Genomic DNA, 25790 nt, shown 5'->3' on the forward strand with positions numbered 1-25790 from the left:
GGTATTTATGTGATGTAGCAACTATAGACGAAGGTTGCTTCTTCCTTGCTTGTACTATTGCCTGAAGGTTAATACTGATAGCTCGTTATACTGGGACGCCTCTTCTCCTGTGAAGTGGCGTCCTTCAAGTGTCCGAAGACTTTCTCTCGGTTGTCATCTTCTCCGCTTAACATCTAGGCTATTAACGACCAATAAACAATGCGCGTAAGGCATCGTTTATACGCGTTTGCCAGCCATCTCCAGACGCTTTCAGCGCCGCTAGCACATCAGCATCAAGGCGAATTGAAATTGATTTTTTTGTCGAGAGAAACACGATGTCCTCGTTTTGGTTTTAGCATCTCGGCGGCTATTTTTTTGCCAAAAAGTTCTGGCAATACGTCCTTGGCGGAGCGGGCTTTGGCGAAATCTTCAACGGTCCATTCCGGATTGTCATCGCTGAGCTGTTCTGGATTTTTCTTCTGAGGCATAGCGTTCCTTTGCATCCTGGTAAACCTTACTTAGTGCGTTAAAGCATGGTCTTTCAACCAGTCGCGCAAAGCGGCATCCATGCGTGTCTGCCAGTCGTCCCCGGTAGCGCGGAACTGCGTTAATATATCCACCGACAGGCTTATGGTGAGGCGCTCTTTGACCACTGGTGCATCCCGCAGTGAATACCGAATAGTCAAATTTTTCTTTTCTGTATAAATCGGTAAAACGTCTTGCGCAGTGTCTAGCATTAGCCGGTCATGTATCACCGCTTGCTGAAGCACGGTATCGAATTGTGCTAAGAAATAGGTGGATACGTGCAAAACACTACCTTGATAAGTGCCGCGTAGCTCGTCAGTCTCCCCCAATGCATAGCCTCGTTCGGCCAGTAGGGCTGTCATGTCGTTAAATTCGTTATCCCGTTGCTGAAGCGGGTTGATCAATTGTTGATAGACCCACTCCTTCGGGTCCGATGCTATCGAAAATTGCGCATCCTTTTCAATGACAACCTGTAAGCGCGCCTTTTCAAAATCGGCCGAGTTGTCATATATAAATACGGCATCGGCAATCTCCGCTGCGCGGGGTAATAACGCTAATGTGCGGCTATACCTTTCCCGAACTTTTTCGGATGGAACATAGTGGCCTGTCGTTGAGCCCGTCTCGTAGCGCAGGTTTACCCGAGCGACATTCTTTTCTGGATCGTCTGTCGTGATGAAAGTTAGCAGGACTTTGTAACCCTCTTCTTTTAGCATTAATAGCTCATTGATTCGGGAAGGGTGGCTCATGACCGTTTCAAAAGCAAATGGCTGTTGACTAGTGGTAGCTTCTGCGCGCATTTGCACTGCAGCTCTAGCCGCGGCCCAGTCGCGGGCGTTTTGATCTACGAAGTCCCCTTGCAGGTCTTTTGATACTTGGTCGGGATTTATGAAGCGGACGGGAAGAGGGTAGACACCGCCGACTGTTTTGAGACCTGATACTTTGATTTCATCTATTAAGGACGTTTTACCTGAGCCATTCGGGCCAGCAAAAACGATGACATGCAGTTCGAGTTTTGTGGGATTTTTATCGGTGGACATATAAAAAAACGCGGTCGGGCCGCGTTTTCAAGATTGGGTGAGGAAAATTGTCAAAGGTTATGTGCACGTTTCCCGGCAAAACTTGCCAAGTCAAACGATTTTGCTTTTTTTACATCTCGTTTGGGAGCGCCAAGTTGTGACCGTCTTTTCACTTCAGCCAACGTTTTTTCCATATTGCCAGTTAAAGCGTCGTCCCACTCCTTAACCGTCGCGCCTAGCACGTGGGTTTCATTTGTGAGAACGGTAGGAGAGCTAAAGCGCTTCGTTCTGATTAATGTTGCCTTCATAGCAATACTCCTTGAGAGACTACGTTAGTCTCATTATAGACCAACAGGCAGGGACGGATGTTTATGCCACAAATCCTAACTATTGAAGGACTACAAGCGAATAATCTTAGCACTTTTGAACTTAATATTCTGATATTCTGCTGACTATTCACAGGCTACGCGTCCTCTGTTTTAGTCTCTAGCGCAATAGAGGTAGTAAAACCGCCAGACCCAATGCTGTGCGTGACTTTTTCGGTCAGCCAATCCACACGATCAATCGCTGCTTTAAACCCGGAAACGATAATTGGCGATTGCGGCATGAGAGCCGGATTACCTACCGCCAGATTCAATTCAAACGTCGCTAGCCCGCGCTGAATGCGCAGCCATTCGGCAACGGCCGCAGTACGGGCGTCGGTGTCGCTGGCGTAGGTAGTACGAAGCCGCTTGGCATTCTCAGCCCTTCCGGCGATCACGCTTTGTCGCAACCCTTGTTTGTCATCCTGCCAGAACACCCGCACACCGGTATAGCTGTCACGTTCGGCACTGTGATAACGGTGGCCGTCCCCCGATTGGCGGGTGATATGGATGGTCGGCAATGGCTTGCCGGACACGGTTTGGCTAAAGCTGGCGGGCAAAAAAATCAAAGTATCGTTTTTAACGGTAGCGACCGCATCGTACCGTTTGCCGAGACGACGCAGAAAGGCCGCATCACTCTCACGGGTCTGGTCGATGTGCTTAATGTTGACGGTGCGGAGTGCCTCTGCAATACCCGCTGTGAGTTGCTGCCGGAAGGCAATGACTTCAATGATCGCGCCGAGCGTGGTGTCATGGAAGCTATGTTCTTCGATTTGCCGGAACGTGTCGATCAGATTCGCAGTTCGGGCGCGTAACGTGATGGTGTCGGGCGCGCCGCTGTGCTCGACTTCATCGACGGTAAACGTGCCTTTGTCGACCAGGCCGCTATGTTTCCAGCCGATGTGCAGATGAATTTTTGCGCCTTTGGACGGGATGGCAAGTTGACCGTCGGTGTCGTCGAGCGCAATGTCGAGCTGGTCAGCAGACTCGTTGCGGCATTCGGTCAGCATTAAGCTGATCAGGCGCGGTCGAAGGATGGCGGTCAGGTCACGGCCATCTAAGGTGACGCGGAAATCAGGGATGCGGTCAGTCATCGGTTGACGATTCCACTGACGATGTCACTAATCCCATTGACCGCGTTCACGTTGTTGGCCAGCCCATCAAGGGTGAGCATATCGCGTAATGTGCCGATGTTGCCCAGATTGCGCAACGTATTGCGCACATCATCATCGGTGCATTTAAGCGTGATCGCAAACTCCACGCGGCCCGGATTGCCGTCGATGCCTAGATGGGTTTTGCCTTCGGTCATGCTGGTGATGATATACGCGCCATAAATGCGGCCCGTACCTTGAATCAAAATCCATGACTTACCGGTGTCGGCCATCAGGCGTAATGCGTCGAGCGCATAGAGTGAGCCGGTCAGTTCAGGCGCAATCCAGCCGGAGAGCGTGATGGTGTCGTCGCCCTTGCCGGTGAACTGAAACGCGTCACGCACCCCGACACGGGCGTTGCTGACGTGTTTCCATTCGGTCTGGCGTTGCAGTTCCTGATAGGCCAGCGTGGGTAAGCTAAAAACGAACATGCCGAGGGCCATCATCATGGGAAGTGTCCTTGTAGTGGATTAATAGTCATGCAGGCTGGAACGTTGGCGTGCGCGCTTTTCCCGGTCGCGGCGATCCAGTTCGGCAGAGACGGCTTTAGCAATCGCCTGCGGGTCGGCGCCCGCCGTCGAATGAATATGGATCTGGATGTTGTCCGCTGCCGCGGCTGGCGGGACGCTGGCCCCAAGCGGTGCTATCGGCGGACGTGTATCAAAGGCCATCACGGGCATAGCCGCCACACTTATAGCCATTCCAGCACCTAGTTGCGTCAGGCGCTTTGCCATGGAGCCGACTTGGCTGACCGGCGCATTGGCGCTGCGTTGCAGGCCGATCGCCAGACCTTGCATCGTGTGATCGCCCACGGATGCAAAAACCCGGCTTGGGCTACGGATACCAAGCTTGTCTTTAAACACGCCAATGACGCTGTCTGCAATGCCAGCGACCTTTCCTTGCACCCATCCCAGCATGCCCGTCATACCATTGATCAGGCCGGTGATGATATTGATGCCGAGCGTGGCAAATTTGGCCGGTAGTGCAAGGATCCAACCGACTACTTTCCCCACGCTGTTACCGATTCTTTCGCCCATGCTGTCAGCGGCAGCACTGGTATCGCGCATGGGTTGCCACAACCAGCTTAAGCCTTCAATAATCCAGAGGATAGCGACTTTTACCGGTTCGAAGGCGTTAGCGAGAAGGGCAAGGAACGGCATGCAATGGACCAACATGCCGCCGAAGTTCCTCATGCCTTCCCATAGCCATAACAAAGCGCCCCCCAAGGCTCTAAATGCGGGCATCGCAGCACTGCCGATGCCACGCGTCAGACCTCTGAACAGTCCAATGAAGAAACTACTGATGGGTCCCCAAAATTTATAGATGGCAATTGCCGCCCCCCCAAGCACGGCGGTTAAAGCGGCAATGCCCCAAAGAGGTAGTCCTGCGATTGTCGCACCGACCAGCATTGCCCCCTGGACGATACGGCCGAGAATAGTGAGGGGTCCGGCAAGCGTGCGGCCCAAGACCAGAGCACGCGATCCGACGGATAACAGGCCACCAACGATATTGCGCAATGCTGGCAGTAGCCCCCATGCCTTGAGGCCCAGTAATCCCATTGCCATTTTGAGCGCGGCGATAGGTACAACGATGCTGGCCAGGGTTAACGCCAGCGTGCCGGTTACCGCCATCACCGCGCCAATTCCCAGGGCAATTTTCAGTAACGATGCCGTCAAAGCCGGATTGTGCTGCATCCATTTGCTGATGCCGCGTAGGATCTGCGCGATACGTGCCGTTACCCGGCGCAATGGTTGATCAATCGCGTCGGAGGCCGTAATACCCAGGTCTTCCCACGACGAGCGCAGCGTTTGTAGGTCGCCTTGCAGGTTGTCGGCCATGATGGTGGCCGTCTTTTGGGCGACGCCTTTGGCGTTTTCGATAATGGCGACATAGCGATTGATGCCATCCGCGCCTTGCTTGTCGATTAGTGCGGCCATGCCTGCTGCCGGTTCTTCACCAAAAATCTGTTTTAAGTAGTCGAGACGCTGACCACTACCTAGCAGTTTAGTGGCGTCGGCGACGTCACGCAAAATGGCAGGAATGTCGCGCACGTCGCCTTTTAGGTCGCGCGAGGCGATCCCCAGTTCTTCCAATGCGCTTGCGGCCTTGGATGTGGGCGCGGCCAAGCGCAACAGCATCGAGCGCAGCGTCGTGCCCGCCATACTGCTTTTAATCCCGGCGTTACCCAGTAAGCCGGCCATGGCGGATGCCTGCTCTAACGACATTCCGGCCGCTTTGGCAATCGGGCCGACATACTTCATGGTGTCGCCCAGCATTTCCAGATTGGTGTTGGCGGTGGTGAAGGTCATGGTCAGTACGTCACCCACGCGGGCCATTTGGTCGGATTGCAAGCCGAAGCTGGTCAGGATGTCGGAGGCGATATCGGCGGTGCGCGCCAGGTCGGACCCGCCCGCTTTTGCCATCGATAACACGGTCGGCATGGATTGCAGGATTTCATCCGGTTTGAAACCGGCCATGGCCAGATAGCCTTGCCCTTCGGCCGCTTCAGTAGCGGTGTAACTGGTGGTGGCACCTAAAGTGCGAGACTGGTCGCGTAAGCCGGTGAAGGCTTCTGATTGCTTATCAAGGCCACTGAGGGCCTGCACGCGTGACATGGCGGCGTTGAAATCCACGCCGGGGGTCAGTATGCGTCTTGCGCCCATCAGCATGCCTCCGCCCATGGCACCACTGATGATGCCGACCGCAGCGGCGTTACCGGCAAAGTCCCGGGTTTTGGCAAATTGGGCGCGTACTTTAGCCATGCGCTCATGTTGGCGCGTTACCGCCGCCAACTTGATTTGCTGCACGCTTAATAATGCATTGGTGGACGCCAGATCTGTATTGAGCGTTTGCTCATGCGCACGTAGTTTGGCCGTGCTGATCCCTGCGGCGTCAAGGCGTTGGCGGGTAACGCTTAATCTTTCGGCAAGCGTGGCCTTGCTGGCACTCAGCTTGGTGACCGAAGCATCTGCCTCTTTGAAGGTGGTCTTCAGCTTTCTCAATTTACTTTGCGAGTTGCTGTATTGATGTTCGAGTTTGGTCAGGCTATCGCGGGCAAGTGCAAAGCTGGCAGTCAGCTGATTGCTCGGATCTTTGGTGCTGAGAAGTTCCCGCTGCAAGCCTTTGAATTCGGTGCGCGACGTTTTAGTCTGGCTGGCGAGAGAATGCTGGACTGCGCGCTGACTCTCATATGCTTCTTTCGCTGCAGTGACTGCCAGTCTGTGCTTTTTTAAATCGACGGTTGTGTCTCTAAAATCCTGTTGCAGGTTCCGCAAATAACGGGTTTCTTTTAACTGACCGTTTAAGTCGTTCAGACGGTCATTGACGGCTTTCATGGCGGCACTGGTCGGCGCGGCCGCATCGCGTATTTTTTTAAGCGGACCGGTAACTTTGTCCAGCGCTGTCATGATGACTTGTAATCGTAGGTCCGCCATGGTGTGCCTTTATTGCTCTGCAGTGCTACGCAATCGGGCGCGTTCGCGCCAGTCCATCAATTCAGTTAACGTAAATGCCGCCATCGCCGCCGGGTCCCAATGAAACACCACGGCGATGTCGGCCATGGCGTTTTCTACGCAGTCGGGGAGACCATGTTCCGATCCGCTTTCTTCGCTAAAAAATAGGCCACCTCGGCCCCCAGTGCCATCAGATCGGCAAGGTCCAGATTGTTGACATCTTGCGTGGTGAGGATTGGTTGGGTGATGCGCGGCAATACTTTTTGCAGGGCCATGACATCGAGGTTGGCGACATCGACCAGTGAGACGCCGCGCAGCTCTCCGGCTTTTGGTTTGCGTAATTGAATTTCGGTAATGACGGTTTCGCCGCGTTGCAGCGGTTCGTCCAGAATAACGGTGACGTGGTTGGTGGAAGTGGGTGCAACGGAAGTTTTGACGGCTGACATGGTGTGCTCTTTTTAATGGACAAATAAATGAATGGTGCGGTTGATCTGATTCGTTACAGACCGATGGCTTGGCGCAGTGCATCGTTGACGCTGACGCCGTTGATCTTTTCAATACAGTTCATAAAATCGAGTTCGATCAGGTCGACGTTATCGACCGTGAGTTTGTAATAACTGACGGCGGTACTGTACTTATGGGCGGTGTCGTCGCCAATTTTGGCAGACCCCATATCGATTTCTTTATGCCGTCCGCGTACCACCACTTCAACGGCTAATACGTCGCCGGTATCGTCATTTTGATAGGCCCCGGCAAAGCGTAATTGCACAGCGTTGTGGGATTTGGCAGCGTATTGCTTTAATGCGTCAACAACGAGGCCGCCCGTTGTCCATTCGAGTGTCAGCGCTTCGTTACCCATATCGACCATGATCGGGCCGCTCATGCCACCGGCACGGTATTCCTCCATCTTGCGGCTGAGTTTCGGCAATGTCAGTTCCGGCACCAGCCCCATGTAGTGCACGCCATCGTTGAACAGATTAAAATCTTTGAGTTTGTTGGGTAAGCCCATGGATATATCCGATCGGAAATAAAGTTAAGCGGTGATGCGGCTGGCAAAGTCGGCCAGATAGCGGTCGGTGATGCGTTGCTGGAACACTAGATTTTCTAGTGGAGGCACCGGCGTATAGTCGTAATCGATGGCCAGCTTTCCGGCTTTTAAGGTGTCTTTGCTATTGAACGCTTCGTCGTACCATGCGCTGCCGTCGATGATGTAACCCTGGGCTTTGAGGTCACGGAATTTGGCATTGATGCTTTCGATCAAATCCTTCACTAACGACGGATGCAATGGCTTATCGACATACGTAAAATGCGCCTCCGCTATCGTGTCGGCCAGCACTTGTGCGGTGCGGGTGTAATTCTCAAAAAAGAAGAATTCCGGCACTTCACAGGTGCGCGAACCCCAGAACCGAAAGCCGCCATTGTTGATTAACGTGGTGACTTCCTTTCCGTTCAGGTATCCAGCATCGGTGGCCGGATCCTGCAAGTCCCAGAACACGTCGCTACTGATGCCGGTCGGGCCATTGACCGGCATATTCGATAAGGTTTTATGCCAGCCGATTTGTTCATCGATCTTGGCGCGCAAGCCGAGTGCGTAAGCGACGGCGGAGATGCTGGCTTCGGCATTGGTCGCCATATCCCAGCCGACAAAGTCGGGCCAGATCAGCATCAACTCGCGTTGGCCGAAGTCTTTCCGATAGGCGACGGCGTCTTCTTTGGTCAGGCAGCCCCACGCCGACGCATACACAAAGCCGCGCAACTGTTGCGCCACGCTGACCATGGCGTTGGTGACTGCTTGGGTGTCGAGACCGGGCGCGCCGAGGATGCGTGGCTTGATGCCGAGTTTGCCTTGCGCGGCCAGCAAGGCTTTGATGCCGGTATATTTGCCGCTGGCGGTCACCGTGCCGATCACGTTGCTGGTGGTGGCGGCTTCGTCGTCCCCTTCGGCTACCCGCACGACGATCGTAAAGGGCTTGGTTTGCAGACCGATGGCTTCGAGTGTGCGGCTTAAGGTTCCTTTCTTACCGGCTTTGCCGAGCGCCGCAATGACGTTGGTTAATAACACCGGCGTGTCGAGCGGAAACGTCAAGGGATCGGCATCTTCTGCGGTGGCAACGAGGCCAATGACGGCGGTGCTGATGGTGCGGATCGGGCGCGTGCCGTCGTTGATTTCGAGGACGCGTACGCCGTGGTGGTAATCGGTGGACATAACAACTCCTATTGGTGATAAATAATTAAAAAAGGGCAAGGTCCGGAGGGACCGGCCACGTCAGTCGGTGCGGGTAGTCGGGTTGATCGACTATCCGATTGAGGCCGACCCGATAAATCTTCCACGCTTTGAGCAAGGCGATATCGACCTGTGTGGCGTCGTCGATATCGATCCGGTCCTGATATCGGGTGATCGCCGTGGTCGCGATGCGCAAACCGGTGCTTATGCGTTCGACGGCGGCGGCGATCAGTTCGGCATCGCTGGGGTAATAATCCGGTACCGGCCCCCAGCGACCGCTATCGCATTCCGCGTATATGGCGCGTCCGTGCGGTTCGACATCATTAGGTGTGGCTAAAAACGACCAGTAGTCGTCTTTGGCGTCGAATTTCACTTCGCAACGGATGCCATTGACCTGTCGTACCGGCGAGCGCACGTCTGTATAGATAAACCGGTTCCCGAGCAGTGCTGGTGGGATCATGGCTTGCGGGGGAGCCACGTGCATTGTCGCTTTCATTGCTTTGTGTCGTTTCACCATCATCCAACCCTTTGCCATAATGTTGTCCGTGTACCGATCCCGCCATCGTTGCCGGTGCCGTGGTCATACGACCAGCCGCGTATCTGCCACGCACCGCCGACTTCGGGTGAACCATGATTTTTATTTAAGCGGTAGGAGCCGACGCTATTTTCTTGCAGGCCCGGTCCCGCTAGCTGATGGGCATAGCTCGCTGTGCCGCCGTTGGCCGCTGCTAAGCCAGCGGTGTGGGCATAAGCGACGTGGAAGTTGACCGGACTGTAGACAGCACAGTCGCCCGCACTATCGCCACCATGCAGCCATGCGGGCTGGCCCGGGCGTCCGTTCCAATTTAACCGGATGCTGGCACTGCCACTGATCTTGTCGGCGGGATTCAAATTGCGGGTGGTCCAGGCTTCTGACCATGCGCTCCATCCTTTGCTGTTGATATTGACCCGCGTGACGATCTGATTGTCGGTGGAGATCGCCCGTTGCAATAACCAATTGTCTTTTGCCGGTGTGGCGCTGCCATTGAGCGATGACGTGAAAACATGTCCGTAGGGCGTTGGGCGATTGGCTGTCGCTTCCTGGGTATAGGTGGCCCAGCCGAGAGGGGCGGCATTCATGTCGGCAACCAAAGGCGGGCCACCATCCGGCAGCGTGCCGTTTTGACCTTGGGTAACGGCGCGCTTACCAGTCCCGCCGACGGTCAGGGAACCCACATTGCCACCGGTCAGCGGCAGGTATTTGCCGGTGACCTCGGGGAGATTGCCGCTGTGATAGAGTTTTTTCCACGACCCCCACTTATCCTGCCCGCCAAGCCGATAGCATGGGTTGCCGTTGCTTGTAAAACCCAACTGATGCGCGGGACCGCCCGTGAAATCGGATCCGCTTCCATAGGGCCGAAACGTGATTACACCGTGCGCCGTGCCACCATCGCTCAATCCATCGACGTCATTGTTCTTAAAGTCAAAATAGACGCCCATGCCACGCTCTTTGGGCGCTTCGGCAAGGGTGCGTTGATCTGTGACCGCAATGCCATGGGTCGACTGGGCGGCGCGGGCAGGCGCGTAGCCAATCAGGTTTTGTTTGGTGGCGGGGTCAAAGGTGACCGTGTCCCACGCCAGTTTCCAGGCACGGCCTTTAAAAAGGGGTTTTTGTGCGGTGAAACCCGTACGTTCCCAGGTGCGTTGCGTGATACCACCTTCGGTATACACCTGGCGCACGAACTCCTTGCCGCGCAGCGTGACCAAGGTGCCGAAGCCGTCACCGCCCATCGGCAAATGGGTAGCGGCCAGAATGCCGCGGTCATTCGCCACCAGCACATCGCGCACACCGGTCGTGAGTAAAGTATCGCAATCGGTATTGCTGTCGGTCACGGCGTCGAGCGTGCGGAAATACAGCGCGTCGCCCCGTTCGTCCGTCAGATAGGCAGGATGCGGATCGGTTTCTTTTTTGTGATGCGCGATAGCGGCAGCCAGCGCCGGTGTGAGTCCAGCCGGTGTGACGGCGCGGGTGTGATCGCTTCCCGCGACGGTCTCTGCAAAGGTCGCCAGTTCCACCACGCCTTGTCGGGACGTGGTGCCCGGTGGATTGGTAAAATTGGCGTTGCCGAAGGTCAGACTGGTGACGTCAATCGTCGTAAAAATGGTGTCGGCCGACAACAGCAGCATCGACTGGGCGGACTTCTGCAGGATCGGTTCGGGCTGACTGTAAACGCCCAGCAAGACGCCGTTACTGAGCCAATAGCCAATACCGCGCACCGTGTAGGTGTCGGTGCCATCGTCGCGAATGGTGACGTGGATGGTGCCGGGGGCCACCACGCCGCCGGATAGCGTGTTGAGGCGTTTGAATTCACCCGGCAGGACGGTCATCCCCTGGTCGGGCTTGAACGCGGTGGCGGTCAGGCCAATATGCGTCACGGTGAGCGGTGCGGTGCCGTTGTGTTCTGCGTTCACCAAGGCGGCGCGACCGACGGTGGTGGTGGTAATTTGGAGACCGGACATAGGTTTATGGGGCTTCGGTAAGGTTAAGGCGGGCATAAATCACCGGACGTAGCGCGCTCACCACGGCGATGGCGGCGCAGGTGTCTAGTCCTTGCGTGAACGTAAAATGACTGCGCACCGGCTTGGTCCGGTTGACTTCGGCGATCACGTCGTCGACAAAGGCCGCTGTGGCGGTGTTGCCGCCAGCACCGCTTAAGGTCATCATCAAATCAAAGGTGTGCGGTTCGCCCTTGGGTGACTTCTGCCACCACTCGTTGAGCAGGATCGCGCCACCGAATGCGGCGACGACATCCTTCACCGACTTGGCGGTACCTTTCTGGCGATGAATCGCCATCGCGCCGCGCACACGGGCGCGCCGGACTTCTTCGCTCCAGTACGGTTTCCAGCTATCCACGGACAATTGCCACGCCAGCCATGGCAACAGATCAATCGGGCAAGTGGTCGGGTTATTGAGCGTGCGCAACGGAATCGGAACGGCGGAGATGCGAGCGGTTGCCGCTTCCAGAGCGCGTTCCTGCGGCGTGGTGTTGGGCGGCAAGAGCGACCGATACGGCGGTGGAATGTGCTTATTCATACACACCGCCATACTCGACCACGATATCGTCACAGAACGGTGCCTGACGGCGAGAGATCGCCAGGTCTTTGGTCGGTGAAGTCAGTGCGACCCGTTCCACCCCATCAACGTGCAGCGCGGCGTAAATACCGGATAAGGTTGGCCCACGCCCAATACGGTGCGCTTCGGTGACGTAGTGCTGCATGCGGCGTTGGGCTTCCAGCACCACGACAGCGGCATCCGGACCGGGAAACGTATAAAGTTTGGCGCGGACGCGATAACGGATAATCTGGGCCGATTCGACCAGGACATGATCGGTCAGCGGCCGGACGTTGTCGGCTCCTAATCGGGCTGCTACGATATCAATCAGTTCTTGCGACGCGGTACCGTCACCGTCTCGGGACAAGATCGTGACCATGACGACACCTGGGGACGGACTGGTGGCTGAAGCATCGAGCACCCTTGCATCGGCACCCAGTGCATGAAAGATATACGCGCCTTCGGGACCAGCCACCGAGAAGCCGTGCGGAGCCAGCTGGATACGCTTGCGCAAATCTGCATTCGATTCCATCACCGCATCGGTTCCCTTGTCGGGATCGGCAGGCGTGACGACCAGACGCGGCACGTCCATCAATGCGCCCAGGTGATCCAGATCGTTGTCCATGGCATACGCCAGCATCAGAGCGCGAGCCGCTTCGTTGACTCGCTGGCGTATGTGTAATTCACGATAAGCGGTGACTTGCAAAATCTTCATGGCGGGATCCGATTCCAGCAAACCATCCATGGATGGATCGCGGGCGGTCAGATCGATCAGTTGTTCTGCCAGAATGGTCTCAAAGTCCAGCGCTTCGACAATGTTTGGTACCGGCAGGCGGGAGAGATCAATCGCAGAGGTACTCATGCGCCACCCGGATCGATAGAGACGTTAATCTGGACACTCTGTTCAGCGGCCACGCCATCGAGCAGCAAGGTCGCTTTACCATCGGTGCCGCGCTGCAGCTGCAGGCCCGTTAATTGAATACGCGGCTCCCACAAGCGCACCGCATGCGCCGTGGCGGCATAGATGCGTAAGGTCGTGGCACCGTGTAATGGCTGATCGATCAGTTCCGGTACTTCCGACCCGTAGCCTCGGCGCATGACCCGGGATCCTATCGGCGTGGTCAAAATATCAGCTAGCGACTGACGGATGTGCGCGAGGCCGGTCAACGCCCGACCGTTGCTGCGATCCATGCCGCTCATTGCGGACCATCCGACAGGTCACCACCGCGTTCGACGCCGCCGTGCGGGTGTTTCATCAGGCTGACGCCGCCAGCCACCACATCGTCGGTCGCCGTCAACGTGCCGTTGATGACGGCGGCCGCACCGCCCCCGGCGCCGGGTGTGACGGCCATGCCGCCGTTGAGTGAACTCAACCCGGCGACAATCAAATTCTTTAGTACGGTCAGGTTGCCCGTGCAGATCGTGTCGTCAGCGTTGGAGGTGACTTTGCCGGGTTCAACCGTCACGCTGGTGCCATCCGGTAAGGTGGCGCTTAATGTATGGACGGCGCTGTCGTATTGGACAATCGTGCCATCGCCGTAACGCGTGGTGTGATGGTCGGGGTTGGTCGACGGCGGGGCAAACTGATCGGAATACACTGCGGGGAAAATCACGGCGTGATCAAAGTTGCCCTCAGGGGAAAGCAGAACGACCTGTTCACCAATCGTCGGAGGCCACCACGTCTGTGCGCCGCCCGCCCGCGTCGTCGCCCATGGTCGCCAGTTGGTGAGATTGTTGCCGACCTGAACCCGCACGCGTTGCGTGTCGTGATCGATCTCGGCGATGGTGCCAAGACGGATCAGGTTGAGGATCAAGCGGAGTAATTCGGAGATGTCGGCAGTCATGCGATGCATGGTGCCGCGTTGTGGTCTTCAGCGCATTAGACAGCGGGTTGGTAAGCCGCTTATCAGCTCCGACGCCCTTTGGCACCGCTCCCACGCGTGGGAAAGTAGCGCCCCAGAACGCGGCGACGTGGACAGCGCCAACCATCCGGGGAACAGCCCTGAGTTGGTGATGACGAACCGGGACGCTTTGTCCTCCGGACAGCTATTTAGCTAACTATTACAACACTACCGATGAAATGGATGTTCGCTAATAAACTGGCGTAAGGCAGCATTGACGCGAGTCTGCCAGCCTTTGCCGGTCGCTTTGAAAACATCCAGCAGGTCGGCATCCAACCGAATGGCCGTAAAAACCTTGGTTTCCTCGGCTTTCGGACGGCCACGACGCTTTGCCACTAATGCGGTATAGATTTCCGGCGGCAACATCTCACTGGCCGGTTTGGCGTTGGCAAACCATTCTTTTGTGAGTTCTGGATTGTCCAGATCAGCGGCAATGCCAGCATCGATGGCAGCCTCCTCCTCGGGTGTGGGAAGGATAGTCCCGGATTTAAGTTTTGGCATAATTTTTCACCTCTCTTGTATTGGCCTTGCGCAGGCTGATAACGCGTACCGCATCGGTGCGGTGACAATAAACCATGACATGCAGGCGTTCACCAATGTAGCCGGTAACATGAAAGCGCCGTTCGGTATATTGCTGACGCGTGTCCTCAGATACGACTGCGCTCTCCCATTCAAAATCCTCTACACGGGCCAGCGACAAGCCATGTTTATCGACATTACTACTATTTTTGGCTGCGTCAAATTCATAGTTCATTCGATTTATTGTATAAACAAGAATTGACTGCGTCAAGTAATTTTTGTTTATACAAAAATTACTGACCTATAGTGTTCTTGAGTCTACGTCCGATTTAAATGCCTAATAGCAACATTTCATGTTAAATTATTATTTCAAAATAATAACGAACAATTTGTGTAGTTGTAGCTCACTAAGCACCGCAAAGTTCACTACCACTTTGCCAAAAAAATTGGAAATTTCATGGCCCGTCGAAACAAGAAGACCAAGTTAGCCGACGATTTGTTGGCTTCGCCCTGGTGGATCAGCGTTGTGCTTGGGTGCATAATTTATATCGTTATGCGTTGGTTTATTCCGTCGCTCTTTGCCGCAAGTCCTATTTTAATCGGACTGGCGATCCTGTCTCAATCCCTCGCGTGGGTGCCTTTAGTAGGTTTCGGCTTAATGGGCTTGCTCTCTTTTTTAGCATCGATAAAGACGCATGAAAAAAACGCGCCTGACATCCGCGTCCCTCCAGATTCAAAAACAATGCCGGGACGTGCCGCCCCGGTCACTGCAGATGGCTGGGGTGCTTCAAACCAGCAAATGGCCCCGGCAACTGACGTTATCCACACTAACTGGAATGTCGAGGCCCTGCGCTCCCTTGAATGGAAGCGGTTCGAGTTGCTGTGCGCAAAATATTATGAAGCTGTTGGATTTTTTTCGGAGACCCTCCGATGCGGTGCAGATGGCGGGATTGACGTGAAGCTGTATAAGATCGATCCAAACAAACCAGTCGCCGTCGTGCAGTGTAAAGCGTGGAATGTGTACTCTGTCGGCGTGAAGGAAGTGCGCGAGTTGTTAGGAGTGATGGCGCATGAGAAAGTCCGGCGCGGGATTTTCATCACAACTGGGAACTATACGAAGGATGCATTAAATTTTGGCGCGAGTAATCCGATTCAATTGCTTGATGGTCCGGGATTTGTTTCCAAAATAATGGAACTTCCTAACGAGCGTCAGAAAGCTTTGTTGCAATATGCGTTTGAGGGTGATTACACGACACCAACCTGTGCATCGTGCGGAATAAAAATGATCAAACGCGATAGCAAACGCGGCCCATTTTGGGGGTGTCTCAATTTTCCCCGATGTAGGAGCATGTTTTCAATTAAAAGCTGACACGACGGGGGGCACCGCACTGCCCGCTATGGTGGCGGCCTATCGTTACTAACAAGACTAGCTTAGAAGATGCTTTAAGGTTTCAAATGCCTAAGTAACGATTCCCGAATCAACGCGTGATCTTCGGCACTAAAGCCGAGTAAAGGTCGGGCCGCGTAGCGCACTTCCGTGCCTCTTTTGGTGACCCGATCCATTAATCCCTCTTGATGGACCCGTGCAATGCTCGCCACGCGTCCGTAAAATCCCACTGCTAGCTGATTGGCATCTTGCAAGATTTTGAGGCTCTTCTGTTTGCGCAACTTGGTGAACATCGCGGCCTTTTGTCGTTTGATCCGACCACTTTTGCCCCGTAGGTTCTTGCGTTGTTTGCGCGCCGTATAGGCCTCGCCGTCCGGCGTTTGCTGGTCGGCAATACGCTTGACCTGACTGCGGCGCAAATCTTGCGCGACTTGTCTATTCACGGCGCGGCGCTGTGCCGGTTGCAGCTTTAACAGCAGCGCACCCGCCCATTCTTCAATAGCTTGCAGGTCGTCGCTCATGCAGGGTGAATGGGCGTATGCCATTCCGCAAGCAAGGATTCGCCCTGGTATAGCGTCCAGAACTCGTCGATGTAGCCTGGCGTCGGTTGCGACTCGGGCGGATGGCGGATGTCGAGCCTGCCACCGTTGCGTTTGACGACGACCCGTTCGGTCAGGTCCAGCTTGATCGACAGATCGACCGTTTCATGATTATTAAAATCGACGTCAAAGCCAATGCCGGTTCGTCGCAGTTCCGGATTGTTCAGTAAGTCGTTTTGGTGAATGGTAATCCATGCCAGCAGCGGCACCATGACCGCGTCCGGAGCGCCTGCGTAATCGGTGACGATCAGGTTCAATTTGTAGCGATATTCAAACGATAGCGATCCGGTCCCGGTGGCGACCACATTGCCCTCGTCGGCGAACACCAGCAGCTTGTCGGGATTTTGGCGGAGGTCGGGATTGGCCGCCATTAGATGGGCTTTAAGGCTGTCTGGTTTGAACATGGCTGATCTCTTGTTGGCAATTCACGATCATGTCGACCTGGGCGGCACAGGTGGCCCAGGCCGATTCGGTGCGTTCGAGCGCAAGGTGCAGCGCACCGTTATTGTCTGGTGCGCTCGGTGGCAAATGACAGCGGCTCACTGGCGGACAACCATTGACGATAAGCGTCGGCGCCGGCAAGTGCGGGACGCTGGCGCAGCCGGGCAATAGCGTCAGGCAAAGGAGACTCAGCCCAAGGGCGAATAACGTTATTTTCATGTTGGAGCTTTTTAATGTGCTGTTCACGTGTTGAGAGTGTGGCGGCGATGCCGTCGCGCTGGATTTGCAGGGCAGCGAGGGCCTTGCGGTTTTTGGTATCGGTGGCTTTTAATGTGGCGATGAGACCGTCGCGGTCGATGACTCCTTGCTCGGCGCGCTCGGCCCGCTCTTTGGCCGCGATCAGGTGACCGCGTTGATTAATAATTACGGTCGACAGTCCGCCAACCAGCAGGCATCCGATCAGCAATTTTAAGATCAGGACCATAGACCGACCCGCGTACCTTGCCGATCAATCGTTAATACCTGGCGGCGCGGTTTTGTATCTTCAGCGGCGATGCTTAGATGGACCCACACAGCCGATCCGGTGCGTTCATAGATCAACTGGTCAAACTGAAGATAGGACTGATCTAGCTTTCGGCAGATCGCCATCGGCGTGCCAAATGCGGGGGCGATAAAGTCGTTCGCTAATCCCGTGAGGTGACTACTGTTGTGAGCGCCGCCGACCGCACGGTTCAAGGCCGGGCAACGATAACCACTGGAAATCGTCATGCCGACACCGCCCAGCTCGAGCCGGACCAGTTCATCAAAGCGTGCGAGGCGGCGCAGGTTGCCGATAATGATCGGCGTGGGCGCATTGTTGATGCCGAGTATGCGGGCGGTGTTGCTGTAGATGAATTCCTGGAGCGTAAAGTGTTGCGTGAGCGTAATCATTGATTTCCTCGGAGGATGTGGGAGACGTTGCCCTGGGCGCGAAACACCAGAGCCGACCAGGTGAGCGCGAGACCGGCCTGACCAAACGACGTGTGACCATAGCCGAGCAGGATCTCCAACGCAGAGGTGCCGCTAAAAACGATCATCACCCACGCAAGGAGCGAGATATGGACACGGTAGTTGGACACCCCGCGTCGATAGCACAGCAGCTGGGCGCAGGTGGCGCTATAGCTGAACAGTTCGATGGCCGTGAAGATCGTGGTGGTGGCGTTTATTGCGTCGCTAGCGTTCATCATTGCCTTTTCCTTTGCGCAGCCAGTTTGGCAGCGCAATTGTTTTAATCAAATCGATACCGTGTAGCGTCAGGGCGATCACGCCTGCGGACGCGAAGAAGGCGGCGACGCCGGATTGTTCGAGCGGTGTGTGGCGGATGACTTCCGGCGCGGCCAGATAGCCGATGACTAATGAAATCATCAAGTAGGCCAGTCGTTGCACGAGCGGCAGACTCTTGCTGGAAATGGCGACCAATGCGGCACCTGCAAAGGCCCCGATTAGGGCGTTGCCGTCTATTCCTGGCACCAGCGACGATAGGCCGATGCCGGTGCCGGTGGTGAGCAATAAGGTGGTGGTGCTGGCGTCGGCCATGGCGTTTTTCACAGGTTAATCCCAGAGATTGATGGTCTGGCGTGTGGCGGGCGTGGCAGATGGCGCGGGTAACGTCACCAGCTGGCCGTGGGGAATAAACGGGCCACTTTCGGCCAGACCGGGATTGAGTTCCAGCGCGGCTTCGACCACGCTGGCGCTCGCGCCCAGATGTCGCCAGCAGAGCAGGTCCAGCGTGTCGTATTGTTGGGCGCGTACGAGCATCGTCAGTGTCGTTAAATCAATTCAACCGTCAGCTGCGGACGGCCCACCAAATTGGCAATCGCCCAATGCGCATTGCGGCGCTGTTCGCCGGGTGCTTCATCTAGATAGGCCATAGATTTTTTATCAGCCATAGACGATGCGGTGCTGTCGTAGTCGCGGTACTTTTCCAGCAGGTCGGCTTTGGCGGTGCTGTAGACTGCGCGTCGGTAATAGATCATTAGTTTGCTTTCGCGATTAACCTGGCTTGCGGGAATATCTACCAATGCCAGGTACCCAGCCACGACTTGCATTTGCTTCCATGCCGAGAGTTCTTCATTGACGTGGAGGATGGCGTCGATGACCGCTTGCGTTAAGCGCGGGCCGGTAACCGTACCATCCAGACGCATGGCATTTCGCATATGCGGTAAGTCGATGGGAGGAAACCAGCCATCGTTTTCCACCGTTGTGAAATCATCCGCTTGGTGCGATGTTACTTGGGTGATAGCCATAAAGCTCATTGGGCGACTCCTATCAATAAAACGGCGGTGGGCGGGTTTCACACTAGACTAACCAGTCAATGATCCACCCGCGCCGCCGTGCGCCATGGGGTGCTCGATTTACCTAGATAGCTGCTACTACGGTTGCCTTTTTCAGGCGTCGTTCAAGTCTTTCAATATCTTTTTTTACCCCGACACCTTCGAACAAGGCAACAGCGCGTTTCAGATTGTTATAGGCAGCTTGCGCCATGGGAAGTTTGGTGCGAGTAAAGTCTTGTTTGTCATCCGCGCCGCCGTTCGCGACCTCAAGCAGGGCATAGCCAAGTGCCTTGTGTAGTTTGGCCCGTGCTTGGTCCGGCACATCGCTGTTCTGCGTCATTTCACCGACTGCACCCAGAATCAACACTGCGTGTTTAGGATCGTCCGCCAGCGGGCCGCTCAGATAGGCACCGGAAAATTCATCCAGCAACATGGTTGGGATATCGCGGCTGTATTGGTCGGGCAAGGTCATCTTGTGTGTGACGGCATAGCGGGCGATGTCAATGGCACGATCAAAGTCACCTACATCGATAGTCCAGACCAGTATGGTGGTCAGAACGTCATCCTGACCGCCGTTTCCAGCAGCGAGGACGCCATCTATCCATTCTTGATAGTCCGGCAACAATTTTGCTTTGAGGCCGATCTTTGCTTTGATTGACTGGATCGATTTTAAGGAACGCTTATGCTCGGCCAGTTGGTAAAGTTGCAATTCATATTGCGATCCGGATGTGCGTGCGCCGGGCGCGGCACTGGCCGCCGCTTGCTCGGCCAATACGCGTGCCTGATGACGCAGAGCAGGGGAAAGGTGTCTCATCGGTTACACCTTCGGCGCTGGCACATCCGGTACCAGTTCGATATTTTCTAGCAAGGCACCGAGACCGAAGTCTTCGACTACATAGGAATCGTTGGAGGATTCGTAATTTTCGATGCGGTCACGCTTGGCTTCATCGACGACCCGACGACGACGGCCACCTTCTTGCCAGTAGAGCGATAGGTTGTCAAAACGCGTGATTAATATCGCGTTGTCGGGAAAATACGGCACGCTCACGGCTTGTAGGCTGCCGATGCGTTTCTGGCTGATGACAATGTCTGCAGCCAGTGTCTCGCTCGGCGCTTGTTTGGTGTTGATGAGCGGAAAGTATTTGTCATGTAGCAGTGCGCGGCCAACGATAGCAACCAAGCCATTATCCTTTTGAAACCATGGGTCAAGCAGGTTGATGGCGTCATACACGGCGGCGTCCAGGTTGGCATAATCGCCTTGAAGATCGGCATTGCTGCCGATTAATAGTGGGCCTGACGCTTTTCCTTTATTCATCACCCGTTGCGGTGCTTGTCGACGCATCTGCTCCAGCCAACCTATGTTGACGTCCTCAAGCAGCGGATGGGCGTCGATATCCGTATCGGCGGCGACACTAGTCCCGTGGAAGCCGATCATCATGCGGTCCAGCGATTGACGGGTCAGAATGGTATTGGCAATGCGTCGCTGGAAATCTGGAAATTTGGCCCATGCATCCAAGGTCTGATATTTGATATGGGTATCGAAGTTGGTCTTTTCGCAGCGATAGCGCTGACTGTCGAGCGTGGCCATATCGCGGGTTTTGCGATCAGCCTTGTCGGTATTGGTGCGACCGGCAATGGGGCCGGAGATGCCAAGGCCGAGCTTTTCGCCTTCCAATTCAGTGACGCCAATGATGTTGATCTTGCCGAGAAATTCACTCGACTCCTGCATCTTGGTTTCCAGCTTTTGCTGAATGCTGGGATCGACATTAAAGGTTTGGGCTACGCTGCCGGTGTCATTAAGTTGGGCCAGACGCTGTGCATATTTGTCAAAGACGATTCGGGTTTCTTTTTTCATGTGGTGATGCTCCGATCTGCAAGTGGTATTGGTGCGTGAATAGCTGGGCGCTGACGTTAATAGTCGGTTTGCTGTGCACCGATGCCACCGGTTGCCGCTGGTCGTTGTGTTGGATTGCCGTCTGTGGCATCGATTGCTTGCTTGAAAGTAGCGAAGGCTTCATTGGATGCAGCTAATGCGGCTTCCAGGACGTTAATACGCTCTTGACTGTTCGCAAATTGTTCCGCGTTATCGTTCACGTTTGTGGCGAGCAGGGCGACGGCTTCAGTGATGTCGGCAAACTGCAAACTGTCGCTGGTGGTTTTGGTAGTGAACCGCTTAAGGATGTTTTTAACTGCATCGGTCAATTTGATTCCTTCGGGTTGCGTTGGCAGGTCATCTTCAAATTCCAGTTCGGTTTCTACCGCAACGGAAAAAAGGTTGTTGGGGTCTTGCTTGCGACTGGAAAATGGACTAAAAGCGGGGTTTTGGGCTGCGAAAGTTAAGATTTCGGTGCCGAGGCTGGCCGGGCTATCGGTAACGGCCAAGCCGACCAAATAGGCTTGATCGGTGTCTGCAAAACTGGGATTTATTTCAATACTGGTGTAGATCTTTTGTCGTGCTTTGTTCATTGCTATCAGATCTGGTGTTGGTGACACTTGAGCATACAAAGCCAACTTCTTGATACCATCCAAAACCACTTCCTCTGCCTTGACGGCGAGTACATCTCCATAGGCTTTATAAGGGCCATCGGGTAGCAAGCCACGCCGATGTTCCAGCCAGACACGTGCCCCGTAGGTCGCAGGATTAAAACGCGCCGCCATTTGCTCAATGAAGGCGCGATCAATGACGCGGCCATCGGTAGTCGCCCCTTCCAATGCCACGCGGAAAAATTTTGATTTTTGTTTATCTGTCATGGTGGGTATCGAGGTCCAATTGACTTGATGAGGACTCCATAGTCGGGCCTTGCGCCACTTGACTCAACCATCACAGAGTTGTTATGGGGCATAGCAACTTCGTATTAACACCGCTACGCGCGCGTGACGCATACGCTTGCGGCATGCCTGAATTGCTGAACCCCCCGCTTATTGCAGAATCGTCGATGCCGGAGATCTCTGCCGAGATTGATCCGCGCCGCGTTGCCAAGCATTTGTATTGGAGCGGGTGGCGGGTGACGTCCATTGCGAAGCATCTGCAGCAAAAGCGGACCACCATAGAAAGCTGGAAGCAGCGCGATGAATGGGACAAAGCCACGCCGCTTGAAAAGATCGAATCATCTCTGGAAGCGCGCTTGGTGCAATTGATCGGGAAGGATACCAAGAGCGGAGGCGACTTTAAGGAGATTGATCTACTGATGCGCCAAGTGGTCCAGACCGCCCGCGTGCGGCGCTACGAGGCACCGGGTGGCAACGAAGTGGATCTGAATCCGAAGCTGGCCAACCGCAATGCAGGACCGAAGAAAAAGCCAACCCGGAACGAATTTAGCGATGAACAACGCACGCAATTATTGGATGCGTTTCAGGATTCTTTGTTCGACTATCAAAAGGTGTGGCATCGCAATAGTAACCAGCGCACACGCGTGATTTTGAAGTCGCGTCAGATTGGTGCGACCTGGTACTTTGCGCGGGAAGCCTTGGCAGACGCGCTTGAGACTGGGCGTAATCAAATCTTTTTGTCAGCGTCCAAATCGCAAGCGCATGTTTTCAAGCAGTACATTATTCAGTTCGCCAAGGACGCGGCGGGCGTGGATCTGAGTGGCGATCCGATTGTTTTACCAAACGGGGCCCACTTATATTTTCTTGGAACCAACGCAAGAACCGCGCAAGGCTATCACGGTAATTTTTACTTTGATGAATTTTTCTGGACGCATAATTTTGCCGAATTAAACAAGGTCGCTTCCGGCATGGCGTTGCATAAGCAGTGGCGCAAGACCTATTTTTCAACACCATCCGCGATCACGCATCAGGCTTATCCGTTTTGGACTGGCGAGCTATTCAATAAACGTCGGGCGAAGGCCGATCAACTGAGTATCGATATCAGTCATAAGCGATTGGCATCGGGCTTCACAGGCGAAGACAAAATCTGGCGTCAGATTGTCACGATTTTGGATGCCGAACGGGGCGGCTGCAATCTGTTTGATATCGACGAGCTGCGCAATTTTGAGTACAGCCCGGATCAGTTCGACAACCTGCTGATGTGTAACTTCATCGACGATACGCAGTCGGTGTTTCCGCTGGTGGCATTGCAGCGCTGCATGATCGATTCGTGGGTCAACTGGGACGATTACAAACCATTTACCGCACGTCCGTTTGGCAACCGCGCAGTGTGGATCGGGTACGACCCGTCCTTAAACGGCGATAGCGCTGGTTGCGCGGTCATTGCGTCGCCGCTGGTCGCAGGTGGCAAGTTCCGCGTCCTGGAGCGTTACCAATGGCGTGGGATCGATTTTGACGCGCAGGCGAAGGCCATCAAGGAAATTACTGAACGGTTCAATGTGGAGTACATCGGCATCGACACCACCGGCATGGGGATCGGCGTCTTTCCATTGGTCAAACAGTTCTTTCCGATGGTGACGGCGATCAACTATTCGCCGGAAGTAAAAACGCGGATGGTACTGAAGGCGCAAAACATCATCAATAAAGGGCGGTTGGAATTCGATGCAGGCTGGACCGACATCGCGCAATCTTTCATGACCATCCGCAAGATACTGACCCCTAGCGGTCGGCAAGTCACCTACGACGCAGGACGCACCGCAGAGACCGGTCACGCCGATCTTGCGTGGGCCTGCATGCACGCTCTCGACAATGAACCGTTCGAAGGCATACACCAAAGCACTCCCTCTTTTATGGAAATGTTCACCTCATGAGTAGACGACAGCAACGTGGCCAGCGTGCCAACCATGCCATACAAACGGCGCTGGCCGCGACGGTACCGGGCGGCGGCCACGGTGTCGAAGCCTTTACCTTCGGCGACCCGACACCGGTTCTTGACCATAGCGAAGTGCTGGATAGCTTTGAATGCTGGTTGAACGGTAAGTGGTACGAGCCGCCAGTGAGTTTTCCAGGGTTGGCTAAATCGTTCAATGCCAGCGTGCATCACAGCAGCGCCCTCTACTTTAAAACCAATATTTTGACATCGACCTTCGTGCCGAATAAATATCTGTCGCGGGACGTGTTCAAGCGTTTTGCGTTAGATTTTTTGACCTTCGGAAATGCCTACCTGGAGGAGCGCACCAGTCGCACCGGCTTGACTCTGCAATTCAACCACGCGTTGGCGAAATACGTCCGACGCGGTCGGGACCTAGACCTGTATTACTTCATCAATAGCCTGCAGGAGGAACACGTTTTTGAGAAGGGGTCGATCTTTCATTTAATGGATCCTGATATCAATCAGGAGGTCTATGGCGTGCCCCAATATCTAAGCGCGTTGCAGTCGGCATGGCTCAACGAAGCAGCGACTTTGTTCCGGCGCAAGTATTACAAAAACGGCTCCCATGCTGGCTTCATCTTTTACATGACAGATCCAGGCGTTAACAACGAGGATGTTCTTAACATGCGAAAGGCGATGCACAACAGCAAAGGCCCCGGTAATTTTCGCAACCTGTTTCTGTATTCCCCAAGCGGGAAGAAAGACGGGATCCAGATATTGCCCGTCTCCGACGTGGCGGCCAAGGATGAATTTTTCAACGTGAAGGGCGTGACGCGAGATGACGTGCTGGCCGCGCACCGGGTACCGCCGCAATTATTGGGGATTATGCCGAACAGTACCGGTGGATTCGGTGCGGTGGAACCTGCGGCGCGAGTCTTTGCGCGCAATGAGTTGGTGCCGCTGCAGGCTCAGTTCATGGCGCTGAATGAGTGGCTGGGCCACGAGGTGGTGAAGTTTGAAGAGTACACCCTGGTAACGGGCGAGAAGGCTGACGACGAGAAGGAAAAATCATGAGCGATCTTGCCGACCGTGCTGATGCGGTGATTGCGAATGACATAGCGATTTCTTTGGCAGCTGTGCGAAGGGCAGAGCGTATTGCGCCGAATGGTCAGTGCCGGTTTTGCGATGCGCTAGTGGCGTTGACGGGGCAGTTTTGTGATGTTGATTGTCGGGATGATTTTGAGAAGGAAAGGGCGGCTTTGCTGCGCTCGGGAAAGTTTGTGGGTTGATATTCAAATAAGCTCGGATGACTGCATTCTTGGGCTAATATGAGGTATTGGATGTTTAATAACTAACCTTTAATTGAACTTCTCTTCCTATGTGTGGACGCATTACTCAAACCAGAACCGCCGAATCCTACGCCAAAGAAATGGGCTGGACGGATGCGCAATACCGCCAACAGGATTGGCAACCAAACTGGAATGTCCCACCCGGTAGCGAGCCTCTATTGATGCACCAATTCGGCGGGGTGAGGGCCGTCGATTCAGTGCCGTGGGGCTTTCGTCCAAAGTGGGCGGTCGATAGAAAATTACCGATGATGATCAATGCGCGGCTAGAGAAGGCCGCGACCGGCCCCGCATTTCGGGCGATGTTCCGGACTGGACGCGCTATTGTTCCTGCTGATGGATGGTTTGAATGGACCGGGGAAAAGGGGCATAAACAGCCCTGGTATATCAAACTGAAAAGCGGTGGCCCGATGTTCTTTGCCGCAATGACGGATTTTAGGCCGGACAGAGAATTACAAGAAGGTTCCGGCTTCGTCATTGTGACCGCTGCGGCTGAGGGCGGTCTGGTGGATGTGCATGACCGGCGACCGGTTGTGCTGTCGGCTGAGGATGCGTTGGCATGGATGGATAATGGTTTGTCGCCGGAGCAGGCTGAACAGATTGCCCGTCAGATGGCGCTGGGGCCGGATTGCTTTGAGTGGTTTATGGTGTCGACTGAGGTTAATCGGGCGGGGAGGAGTGAGCCGTTTATGGTTGAGGCTGTTGAGGAAAAACGCTAGTTTGCTAGTAAATACTTGACGGAAATTTTTACTGGTATTAATCTTTAAACATCTTTAGATTTTA

The 25790-nt window shown here is 54.7% G+C and carries 36 protein-coding genes; 5 read left to right on the forward strand and 31 right to left on the reverse strand.

Translation table 11 applies throughout. From position 1 onward, the window contains the following. Nucleotides 1–181: 181 nt before the first annotated feature. The 19 genes from JQN73_RS22880 to JQN73_RS19805 form a co-directional block, all read right to left on the reverse strand. Entirely contained in the window at nt 182–313 is a 132-nt protein-coding gene (locus JQN73_RS22880; protein WP_370551266.1) for a BrnA antitoxin family protein, read from the reverse strand. Next, nucleotides 273–467, reverse strand: coding sequence for a hypothetical protein (locus JQN73_RS19720; RefSeq protein WP_205320633.1), 195 nt, complete (start codon nt 465–467; stop codon nt 273–275). The genes JQN73_RS22880 and JQN73_RS19720 overlap by 41 nt, the downstream gene beginning before the upstream one ends. 30 nt (nt 468–497) lie before the next feature. Next, entirely contained in the window at nt 498–1541 is a 1044-nt protein-coding gene (locus JQN73_RS19725; RefSeq protein WP_205320634.1) for a BrnA antitoxin family protein, read from the reverse strand. Nucleotides 1542–1591: 50 nt separating this feature from the next. Further along, nucleotides 1592–1828: a hypothetical protein gene (locus JQN73_RS19730; RefSeq protein ID WP_205320635.1), complete on the reverse strand. Its 237-nt coding sequence runs from the start codon at nt 1826–1828 to the stop codon at nt 1592–1594. A 155-nt stretch (nt 1829–1983) separates the two neighbouring features. Beyond that, nucleotides 1984–2976, reverse strand: coding sequence for a contractile injection system protein, VgrG/Pvc8 family (locus JQN73_RS19735; RefSeq protein WP_205320636.1), 993 nt, complete (start codon nt 2974–2976; stop codon nt 1984–1986). Continuing rightward, a complete protein-coding gene (locus JQN73_RS19740; RefSeq protein WP_205320637.1) occupies nt 2973–3482 on the reverse strand; it encodes a phage tail protein in 510 nt (169 codons plus the stop codon). Before JQN73_RS19740 ends, JQN73_RS19735 begins: the two co-directional genes overlap by 4 nt. Before the next feature lie 21 nt (nt 3483–3503). Further along, complete coding sequence (locus JQN73_RS19745; RefSeq protein WP_205320638.1) at nt 3504–6467, reverse strand: phage tail tape measure protein; 2964 nt, start codon at nt 6465–6467, stop codon at nt 3504–3506. A gap of 9 nt (nt 6468–6476) precedes the next feature. Continuing rightward, nucleotides 6477–6593, reverse strand: a complete 117-nt coding sequence (locus tag JQN73_RS19750) for a GpE family phage tail protein (protein WP_205320639.1) — start codon at nt 6591–6593, stop codon at nt 6477–6479. Nucleotides 6594–6601: 8 nt separating this feature from the next. Continuing rightward, nucleotides 6602–6931 (reverse strand): phage tail assembly protein, encoded by a 330-nt coding sequence (locus JQN73_RS19755; protein WP_205318964.1) that lies wholly within the window; start codon nt 6929–6931, stop codon nt 6602–6604. A 53-nt stretch (nt 6932–6984) separates the two neighbouring features. Further along, on the reverse strand, nt 6985–7494 hold the full coding sequence (locus JQN73_RS19760) for a phage major tail tube protein (RefSeq protein WP_205320640.1): 510 nt from the start codon (nt 7492–7494) through the stop codon (nt 6985–6987). Nucleotides 7495–7518: 24 nt separating this feature from the next. Further along, nucleotides 7519–8691: a phage tail sheath protein gene (locus tag JQN73_RS19765; RefSeq protein ID WP_205320641.1), complete on the reverse strand. Its 1173-nt coding sequence runs from the start codon at nt 8689–8691 to the stop codon at nt 7519–7521. A 25-nt stretch (nt 8692–8716) separates the two neighbouring features. Continuing rightward, nucleotides 8717–9244, reverse strand: a complete 528-nt coding sequence (locus tag JQN73_RS19770; protein WP_205318961.1) for a tail fiber assembly protein — start codon at nt 9242–9244, stop codon at nt 8717–8719. After that, on the reverse strand, nt 9226–11208 hold the full coding sequence (locus JQN73_RS19775) for a hypothetical protein (RefSeq protein ID WP_205318960.1): 1983 nt from the start codon (nt 11206–11208) through the stop codon (nt 9226–9228). The genes JQN73_RS19770 and JQN73_RS19775 overlap by 19 nt, the downstream gene beginning before the upstream one ends. Nucleotides 11209–11212: 4 nt before the next feature. Beyond that, nucleotides 11213–11782 (reverse strand): phage tail protein I, encoded by a 570-nt coding sequence (locus JQN73_RS19780; RefSeq protein WP_205318959.1) that lies wholly within the window; start codon nt 11780–11782, stop codon nt 11213–11215. After that, nucleotides 11775–12662, reverse strand: a complete 888-nt coding sequence (locus JQN73_RS19785; RefSeq protein ID WP_205318958.1) for a baseplate J/gp47 family protein — start codon at nt 12660–12662, stop codon at nt 11775–11777. Before JQN73_RS19785 ends, JQN73_RS19780 begins: the two co-directional genes overlap by 8 nt. Continuing rightward, nucleotides 12659–13000 carry a GPW/gp25 family protein gene (locus JQN73_RS19790; protein WP_205318957.1) on the reverse strand — a complete coding sequence of 114 codons (342 nt, stop codon included), beginning with the start codon at nt 12998–13000 and terminating at the stop codon, nt 12659–12661. The genes JQN73_RS19785 and JQN73_RS19790 overlap by 4 nt, the downstream gene beginning before the upstream one ends. Next, entirely contained in the window at nt 12997–13653 is a 657-nt protein-coding gene (locus JQN73_RS19795; protein ID WP_205318956.1) for a phage baseplate assembly protein V, read from the reverse strand. Before JQN73_RS19795 ends, JQN73_RS19790 begins: the two co-directional genes overlap by 4 nt. Before the next feature lie 216 nt (nt 13654–13869). Further along, complete coding sequence (locus JQN73_RS19800) at nt 13870–14202, reverse strand: BrnA antitoxin family protein (RefSeq protein WP_205320642.1); 333 nt, start codon at nt 14200–14202, stop codon at nt 13870–13872. Then, nucleotides 14189–14455 carry a BrnT family toxin gene (locus tag JQN73_RS19805; RefSeq protein ID WP_205320643.1) on the reverse strand — a complete coding sequence of 89 codons (267 nt, stop codon included), beginning with the start codon at nt 14453–14455 and terminating at the stop codon, nt 14189–14191. The genes JQN73_RS19800 and JQN73_RS19805 overlap by 14 nt, the downstream gene beginning before the upstream one ends. Nucleotides 14456–14677: 222 nt before the next feature. On the opposite strand from JQN73_RS19805, the gene JQN73_RS22560 reads away from it, so the two are divergent. Further along, entirely contained in the window at nt 14678–15589 is a 912-nt protein-coding gene (locus JQN73_RS22560; RefSeq protein WP_240162335.1) for a restriction endonuclease, read from the forward strand. 74 nt (nt 15590–15663) lie between these two features. On the opposite strand, the gene JQN73_RS19815 is transcribed toward JQN73_RS22560, so the two are convergent. The 12 genes from JQN73_RS19815 to JQN73_RS19865 form a co-directional block, all read right to left on the reverse strand. Further along, nucleotides 15664–16128, reverse strand: coding sequence for a phage virion morphogenesis protein (locus JQN73_RS19815; RefSeq protein ID WP_205320644.1), 465 nt, complete (start codon nt 16126–16128; stop codon nt 15664–15666). Beyond that, nucleotides 16125–16610 carry a phage tail protein gene (locus tag JQN73_RS19820; protein WP_205320645.1) on the reverse strand — a complete coding sequence of 162 codons (486 nt, stop codon included), beginning with the start codon at nt 16608–16610 and terminating at the stop codon, nt 16125–16127. Before JQN73_RS19820 ends, JQN73_RS19815 begins: the two co-directional genes overlap by 4 nt. Beyond that, on the reverse strand, nt 16588–16815 hold the full coding sequence (lysC, locus tag JQN73_RS22565; protein WP_240162336.1) for an Rz1-like lysis system protein LysC: 228 nt from the start codon (nt 16813–16815) through the stop codon (nt 16588–16590). The genes JQN73_RS19820 and lysC overlap by 23 nt, the downstream gene beginning before the upstream one ends. Beyond that, the gene (lysB, locus tag JQN73_RS19825) at nt 16709–17131 is read right to left on the reverse strand and encodes an Rz-like lysis system protein LysB (protein ID WP_205320646.1); all 423 of its coding nucleotides are present in this window, start codon (nt 17129–17131) and stop codon (nt 16709–16711) included. Before lysB ends, lysC begins: the two co-directional genes overlap by 107 nt. Then, the gene (locus JQN73_RS19830; RefSeq protein WP_205320647.1) at nt 17122–17577 is read right to left on the reverse strand and encodes a D-Ala-D-Ala carboxypeptidase family metallohydrolase; all 456 of its coding nucleotides are present in this window, start codon (nt 17575–17577) and stop codon (nt 17122–17124) included. The genes lysB and JQN73_RS19830 overlap by 10 nt, the downstream gene beginning before the upstream one ends. After that, complete coding sequence (locus JQN73_RS19835; RefSeq protein ID WP_205320648.1) at nt 17574–17873, reverse strand: phage holin family protein; 300 nt, start codon at nt 17871–17873, stop codon at nt 17574–17576. Before JQN73_RS19835 ends, JQN73_RS19830 begins: the two co-directional genes overlap by 4 nt. Next, nucleotides 17860–18222 carry a putative holin gene (locus tag JQN73_RS19840; protein ID WP_205323324.1) on the reverse strand — a complete coding sequence of 121 codons (363 nt, stop codon included), beginning with the start codon at nt 18220–18222 and terminating at the stop codon, nt 17860–17862. Before JQN73_RS19840 ends, JQN73_RS19835 begins: the two co-directional genes overlap by 14 nt. A gap of 15 nt (nt 18223–18237) precedes the next feature. Then, the gene (locus JQN73_RS19845; protein WP_205320649.1) at nt 18238–18444 is read right to left on the reverse strand and encodes a tail protein X; all 207 of its coding nucleotides are present in this window, start codon (nt 18442–18444) and stop codon (nt 18238–18240) included. An 11-nt stretch (nt 18445–18455) separates the two neighbouring features. Next, a complete protein-coding gene (locus JQN73_RS19850; protein ID WP_205320650.1) occupies nt 18456–18941 on the reverse strand; it encodes a head completion/stabilization protein in 486 nt (161 codons plus the stop codon). 103 nt (nt 18942–19044) lie between these two features. After that, nucleotides 19045–19773, reverse strand: coding sequence for a phage terminase small subunit (gene gpM, locus JQN73_RS19855; protein WP_205320651.1), 729 nt, complete (start codon nt 19771–19773; stop codon nt 19045–19047). Nucleotides 19774–19776: 3 nt separating this feature from the next. Continuing rightward, entirely contained in the window at nt 19777–20814 is a 1038-nt protein-coding gene (locus JQN73_RS19860; protein WP_205320652.1) for a phage major capsid protein, P2 family, read from the reverse strand. 56 nt (nt 20815–20870) lie between these two features. Beyond that, the gene (locus tag JQN73_RS19865; protein WP_205320653.1) at nt 20871–21710 is read right to left on the reverse strand and encodes a GPO family capsid scaffolding protein; all 840 of its coding nucleotides are present in this window, start codon (nt 21708–21710) and stop codon (nt 20871–20873) included. Nucleotides 21711–21853: 143 nt separating this feature from the next. On the opposite strand from JQN73_RS19865, the gene JQN73_RS19870 reads away from it, so the two are divergent. The 4 genes from JQN73_RS19870 (at nt 21854) to JQN73_RS19885 (ending at nt 25726) form a co-directional block, all read left to right on the forward strand. Continuing rightward, the gene (locus JQN73_RS19870; RefSeq protein ID WP_205323483.1) at nt 21854–23659 is read left to right on the forward strand and encodes a terminase ATPase subunit family protein; all 1806 of its coding nucleotides are present in this window, start codon (nt 21854–21856) and stop codon (nt 23657–23659) included. Further along, nucleotides 23656–24735 (forward strand): phage portal protein, encoded by a 1080-nt coding sequence (locus tag JQN73_RS19875; RefSeq protein WP_205320654.1) that lies wholly within the window; start codon nt 23656–23658, stop codon nt 24733–24735. Before JQN73_RS19870 ends, JQN73_RS19875 begins: the two co-directional genes overlap by 4 nt. After that, a complete protein-coding gene (locus JQN73_RS19880; RefSeq protein ID WP_205320655.1) occupies nt 24732–24950 on the forward strand; it encodes a hypothetical protein in 219 nt (72 codons plus the stop codon). The genes JQN73_RS19875 and JQN73_RS19880 overlap by 4 nt, the downstream gene beginning before the upstream one ends. A gap of 89 nt (nt 24951–25039) precedes the next feature. Next, nucleotides 25040–25726 carry an SOS response-associated peptidase gene (locus JQN73_RS19885; protein ID WP_205320656.1) on the forward strand — a complete coding sequence of 229 codons (687 nt, stop codon included), beginning with the start codon at nt 25040–25042 and terminating at the stop codon, nt 25724–25726. Nucleotides 25727–25790 lie beyond the last annotated feature (64 nt).

Source organism: Glaciimonas sp. PAMC28666 (assembly GCF_016917355.1).
Classification (GTDB): domain Bacteria; phylum Pseudomonadota; class Gammaproteobacteria; order Burkholderiales; family Burkholderiaceae_D; genus Glaciimonas.

Bases quoted from the DNA above. Each gene is read 5' to 3' on its own strand.
- JQN73_RS19720 (WP_205320633.1), bottom strand. From the start codon at position 467: ATGCCTCAGAAGAAAAATCCAGAACAGCTCAGCGATGACAATCCGGAA.
- JQN73_RS19725 (WP_205320634.1), bottom strand. From the start codon at position 1,541: ATGTCCACCGATAAAAATCCCACAAAACTCGAACTGCATGTCATCGTT.
- JQN73_RS19730 (WP_205320635.1), bottom strand. From the start codon at position 1,828: ATGAAGGCAACATTAATCAGAACGAAGCGCTTTAGCTCTCCTACCGTT.
- JQN73_RS19735 (WP_205320636.1), bottom strand. From the start codon at position 2,976: ATGACTGACCGCATCCCTGATTTCCGCGTCACCTTAGATGGCCGTGAC.
- JQN73_RS19740 (WP_205320637.1), bottom strand. From the start codon at position 3,482: ATGATGATGGCCCTCGGCATGTTCGTTTTTAGCTTACCCACGCTGGCC.
- JQN73_RS19745 (WP_205320638.1), bottom strand. From the start codon at position 6,467: ATGGCGGACCTACGATTACAAGTCATCATGACAGCGCTGGACAAAGTT.
- JQN73_RS19750 (WP_205320639.1), bottom strand. From the start codon at position 6,593: ATGGCCGACATCGCCGTGGTGTTTCATTGGGACCCGGCGGCGATGGCG.
- JQN73_RS19755 (WP_205318964.1), bottom strand. From the start codon at position 6,931: ATGTCAGCCGTCAAAACTTCCGTTGCACCCACTTCCACCAACCACGTC.
- JQN73_RS19760 (WP_205320640.1), bottom strand. From the start codon at position 7,494: ATGGGCTTACCCAACAAACTCAAAGATTTTAATCTGTTCAACGATGGC.
- JQN73_RS19765 (WP_205320641.1), bottom strand. From the start codon at position 8,691: ATGTCCACCGATTACCACCACGGCGTACGCGTCCTCGAAATCAACGAC.
- JQN73_RS19770 (WP_205318961.1), bottom strand. From the start codon at position 9,244: ATGGCAAAGGGTTGGATGATGGTGAAACGACACAAAGCAATGAAAGCG.
- JQN73_RS19775 (WP_205318960.1), bottom strand. From the start codon at position 11,208: ATGTCCGGTCTCCAAATTACCACCACCACCGTCGGTCGCGCCGCCTTG.
- JQN73_RS19780 (WP_205318959.1), bottom strand. From the start codon at position 11,782: ATGAATAAGCACATTCCACCGCCGTATCGGTCGCTCTTGCCGCCCAAC.
- JQN73_RS19785 (WP_205318958.1), bottom strand. From the start codon at position 12,662: ATGAGTACCTCTGCGATTGATCTCTCCCGCCTGCCGGTACCAAACATT.
- JQN73_RS19790 (WP_205318957.1), bottom strand. From the start codon at position 13,000: ATGAGCGGCATGGATCGCAGCAACGGTCGGGCGTTGACCGGCCTCGCG.
- JQN73_RS19795 (WP_205318956.1), bottom strand. From the start codon at position 13,653: ATGCATCGCATGACTGCCGACATCTCCGAATTACTCCGCTTGATCCTC.
- JQN73_RS19800 (WP_205320642.1), bottom strand. From the start codon at position 14,202: ATGCCAAAACTTAAATCCGGGACTATCCTTCCCACACCCGAGGAGGAG.
- JQN73_RS19805 (WP_205320643.1), bottom strand. From the start codon at position 14,455: ATGAACTATGAATTTGACGCAGCCAAAAATAGTAGTAATGTCGATAAA.
- JQN73_RS22560 (WP_240162335.1), top strand. From the start codon at position 14,678: ATGGCCCGTCGAAACAAGAAGACCAAGTTAGCCGACGATTTGTTGGCT.
- JQN73_RS19815 (WP_205320644.1), bottom strand. From the start codon at position 16,128: ATGAGCGACGACCTGCAAGCTATTGAAGAATGGGCGGGTGCGCTGCTG.
- JQN73_RS19820 (WP_205320645.1), bottom strand. From the start codon at position 16,610: ATGTTCAAACCAGACAGCCTTAAAGCCCATCTAATGGCGGCCAATCCC.
- lysB (WP_205320646.1), bottom strand. From the start codon at position 17,131: ATGGTCCTGATCTTAAAATTGCTGATCGGATGCCTGCTGGTTGGCGGA.
- JQN73_RS19830 (WP_205320647.1), bottom strand. From the start codon at position 17,577: ATGATTACGCTCACGCAACACTTTACGCTCCAGGAATTCATCTACAGC.
- JQN73_RS19835 (WP_205320648.1), bottom strand. From the start codon at position 17,873: ATGATGAACGCTAGCGACGCAATAAACGCCACCACCACGATCTTCACG.
- JQN73_RS19840 (WP_205323324.1), bottom strand. From the start codon at position 18,222: ATGGCCGACGCCAGCACCACCACCTTATTGCTCACCACCGGCACCGGC.
- JQN73_RS19845 (WP_205320649.1), bottom strand. From the start codon at position 18,444: ATGCTCGTACGCGCCCAACAATACGACACGCTGGACCTGCTCTGCTGG.
- JQN73_RS19850 (WP_205320650.1), bottom strand. From the start codon at position 18,941: ATGAGCTTTATGGCTATCACCCAAGTAACATCGCACCAAGCGGATGAT.
- gpM (WP_205320651.1), bottom strand. From the start codon at position 19,773: ATGAGACACCTTTCCCCTGCTCTGCGTCATCAGGCACGCGTATTGGCC.
- JQN73_RS19860 (WP_205320652.1), bottom strand. From the start codon at position 20,814: ATGAAAAAAGAAACCCGAATCGTCTTTGACAAATATGCACAGCGTCTG.
- JQN73_RS19865 (WP_205320653.1), bottom strand. From the start codon at position 21,710: ATGACAGATAAACAAAAATCAAAATTTTTCCGCGTGGCATTGGAAGGG.
- JQN73_RS19870 (WP_205323483.1), top strand. From the start codon at position 21,854: ATGCCTGAATTGCTGAACCCCCCGCTTATTGCAGAATCGTCGATGCCG.
- JQN73_RS19875 (WP_205320654.1), top strand. From the start codon at position 23,656: ATGAGTAGACGACAGCAACGTGGCCAGCGTGCCAACCATGCCATACAA.
- JQN73_RS19880 (WP_205320655.1), top strand. From the start codon at position 24,732: ATGAGCGATCTTGCCGACCGTGCTGATGCGGTGATTGCGAATGACATA.
- JQN73_RS19885 (WP_205320656.1), top strand. From the start codon at position 25,040: ATGTGTGGACGCATTACTCAAACCAGAACCGCCGAATCCTACGCCAAA.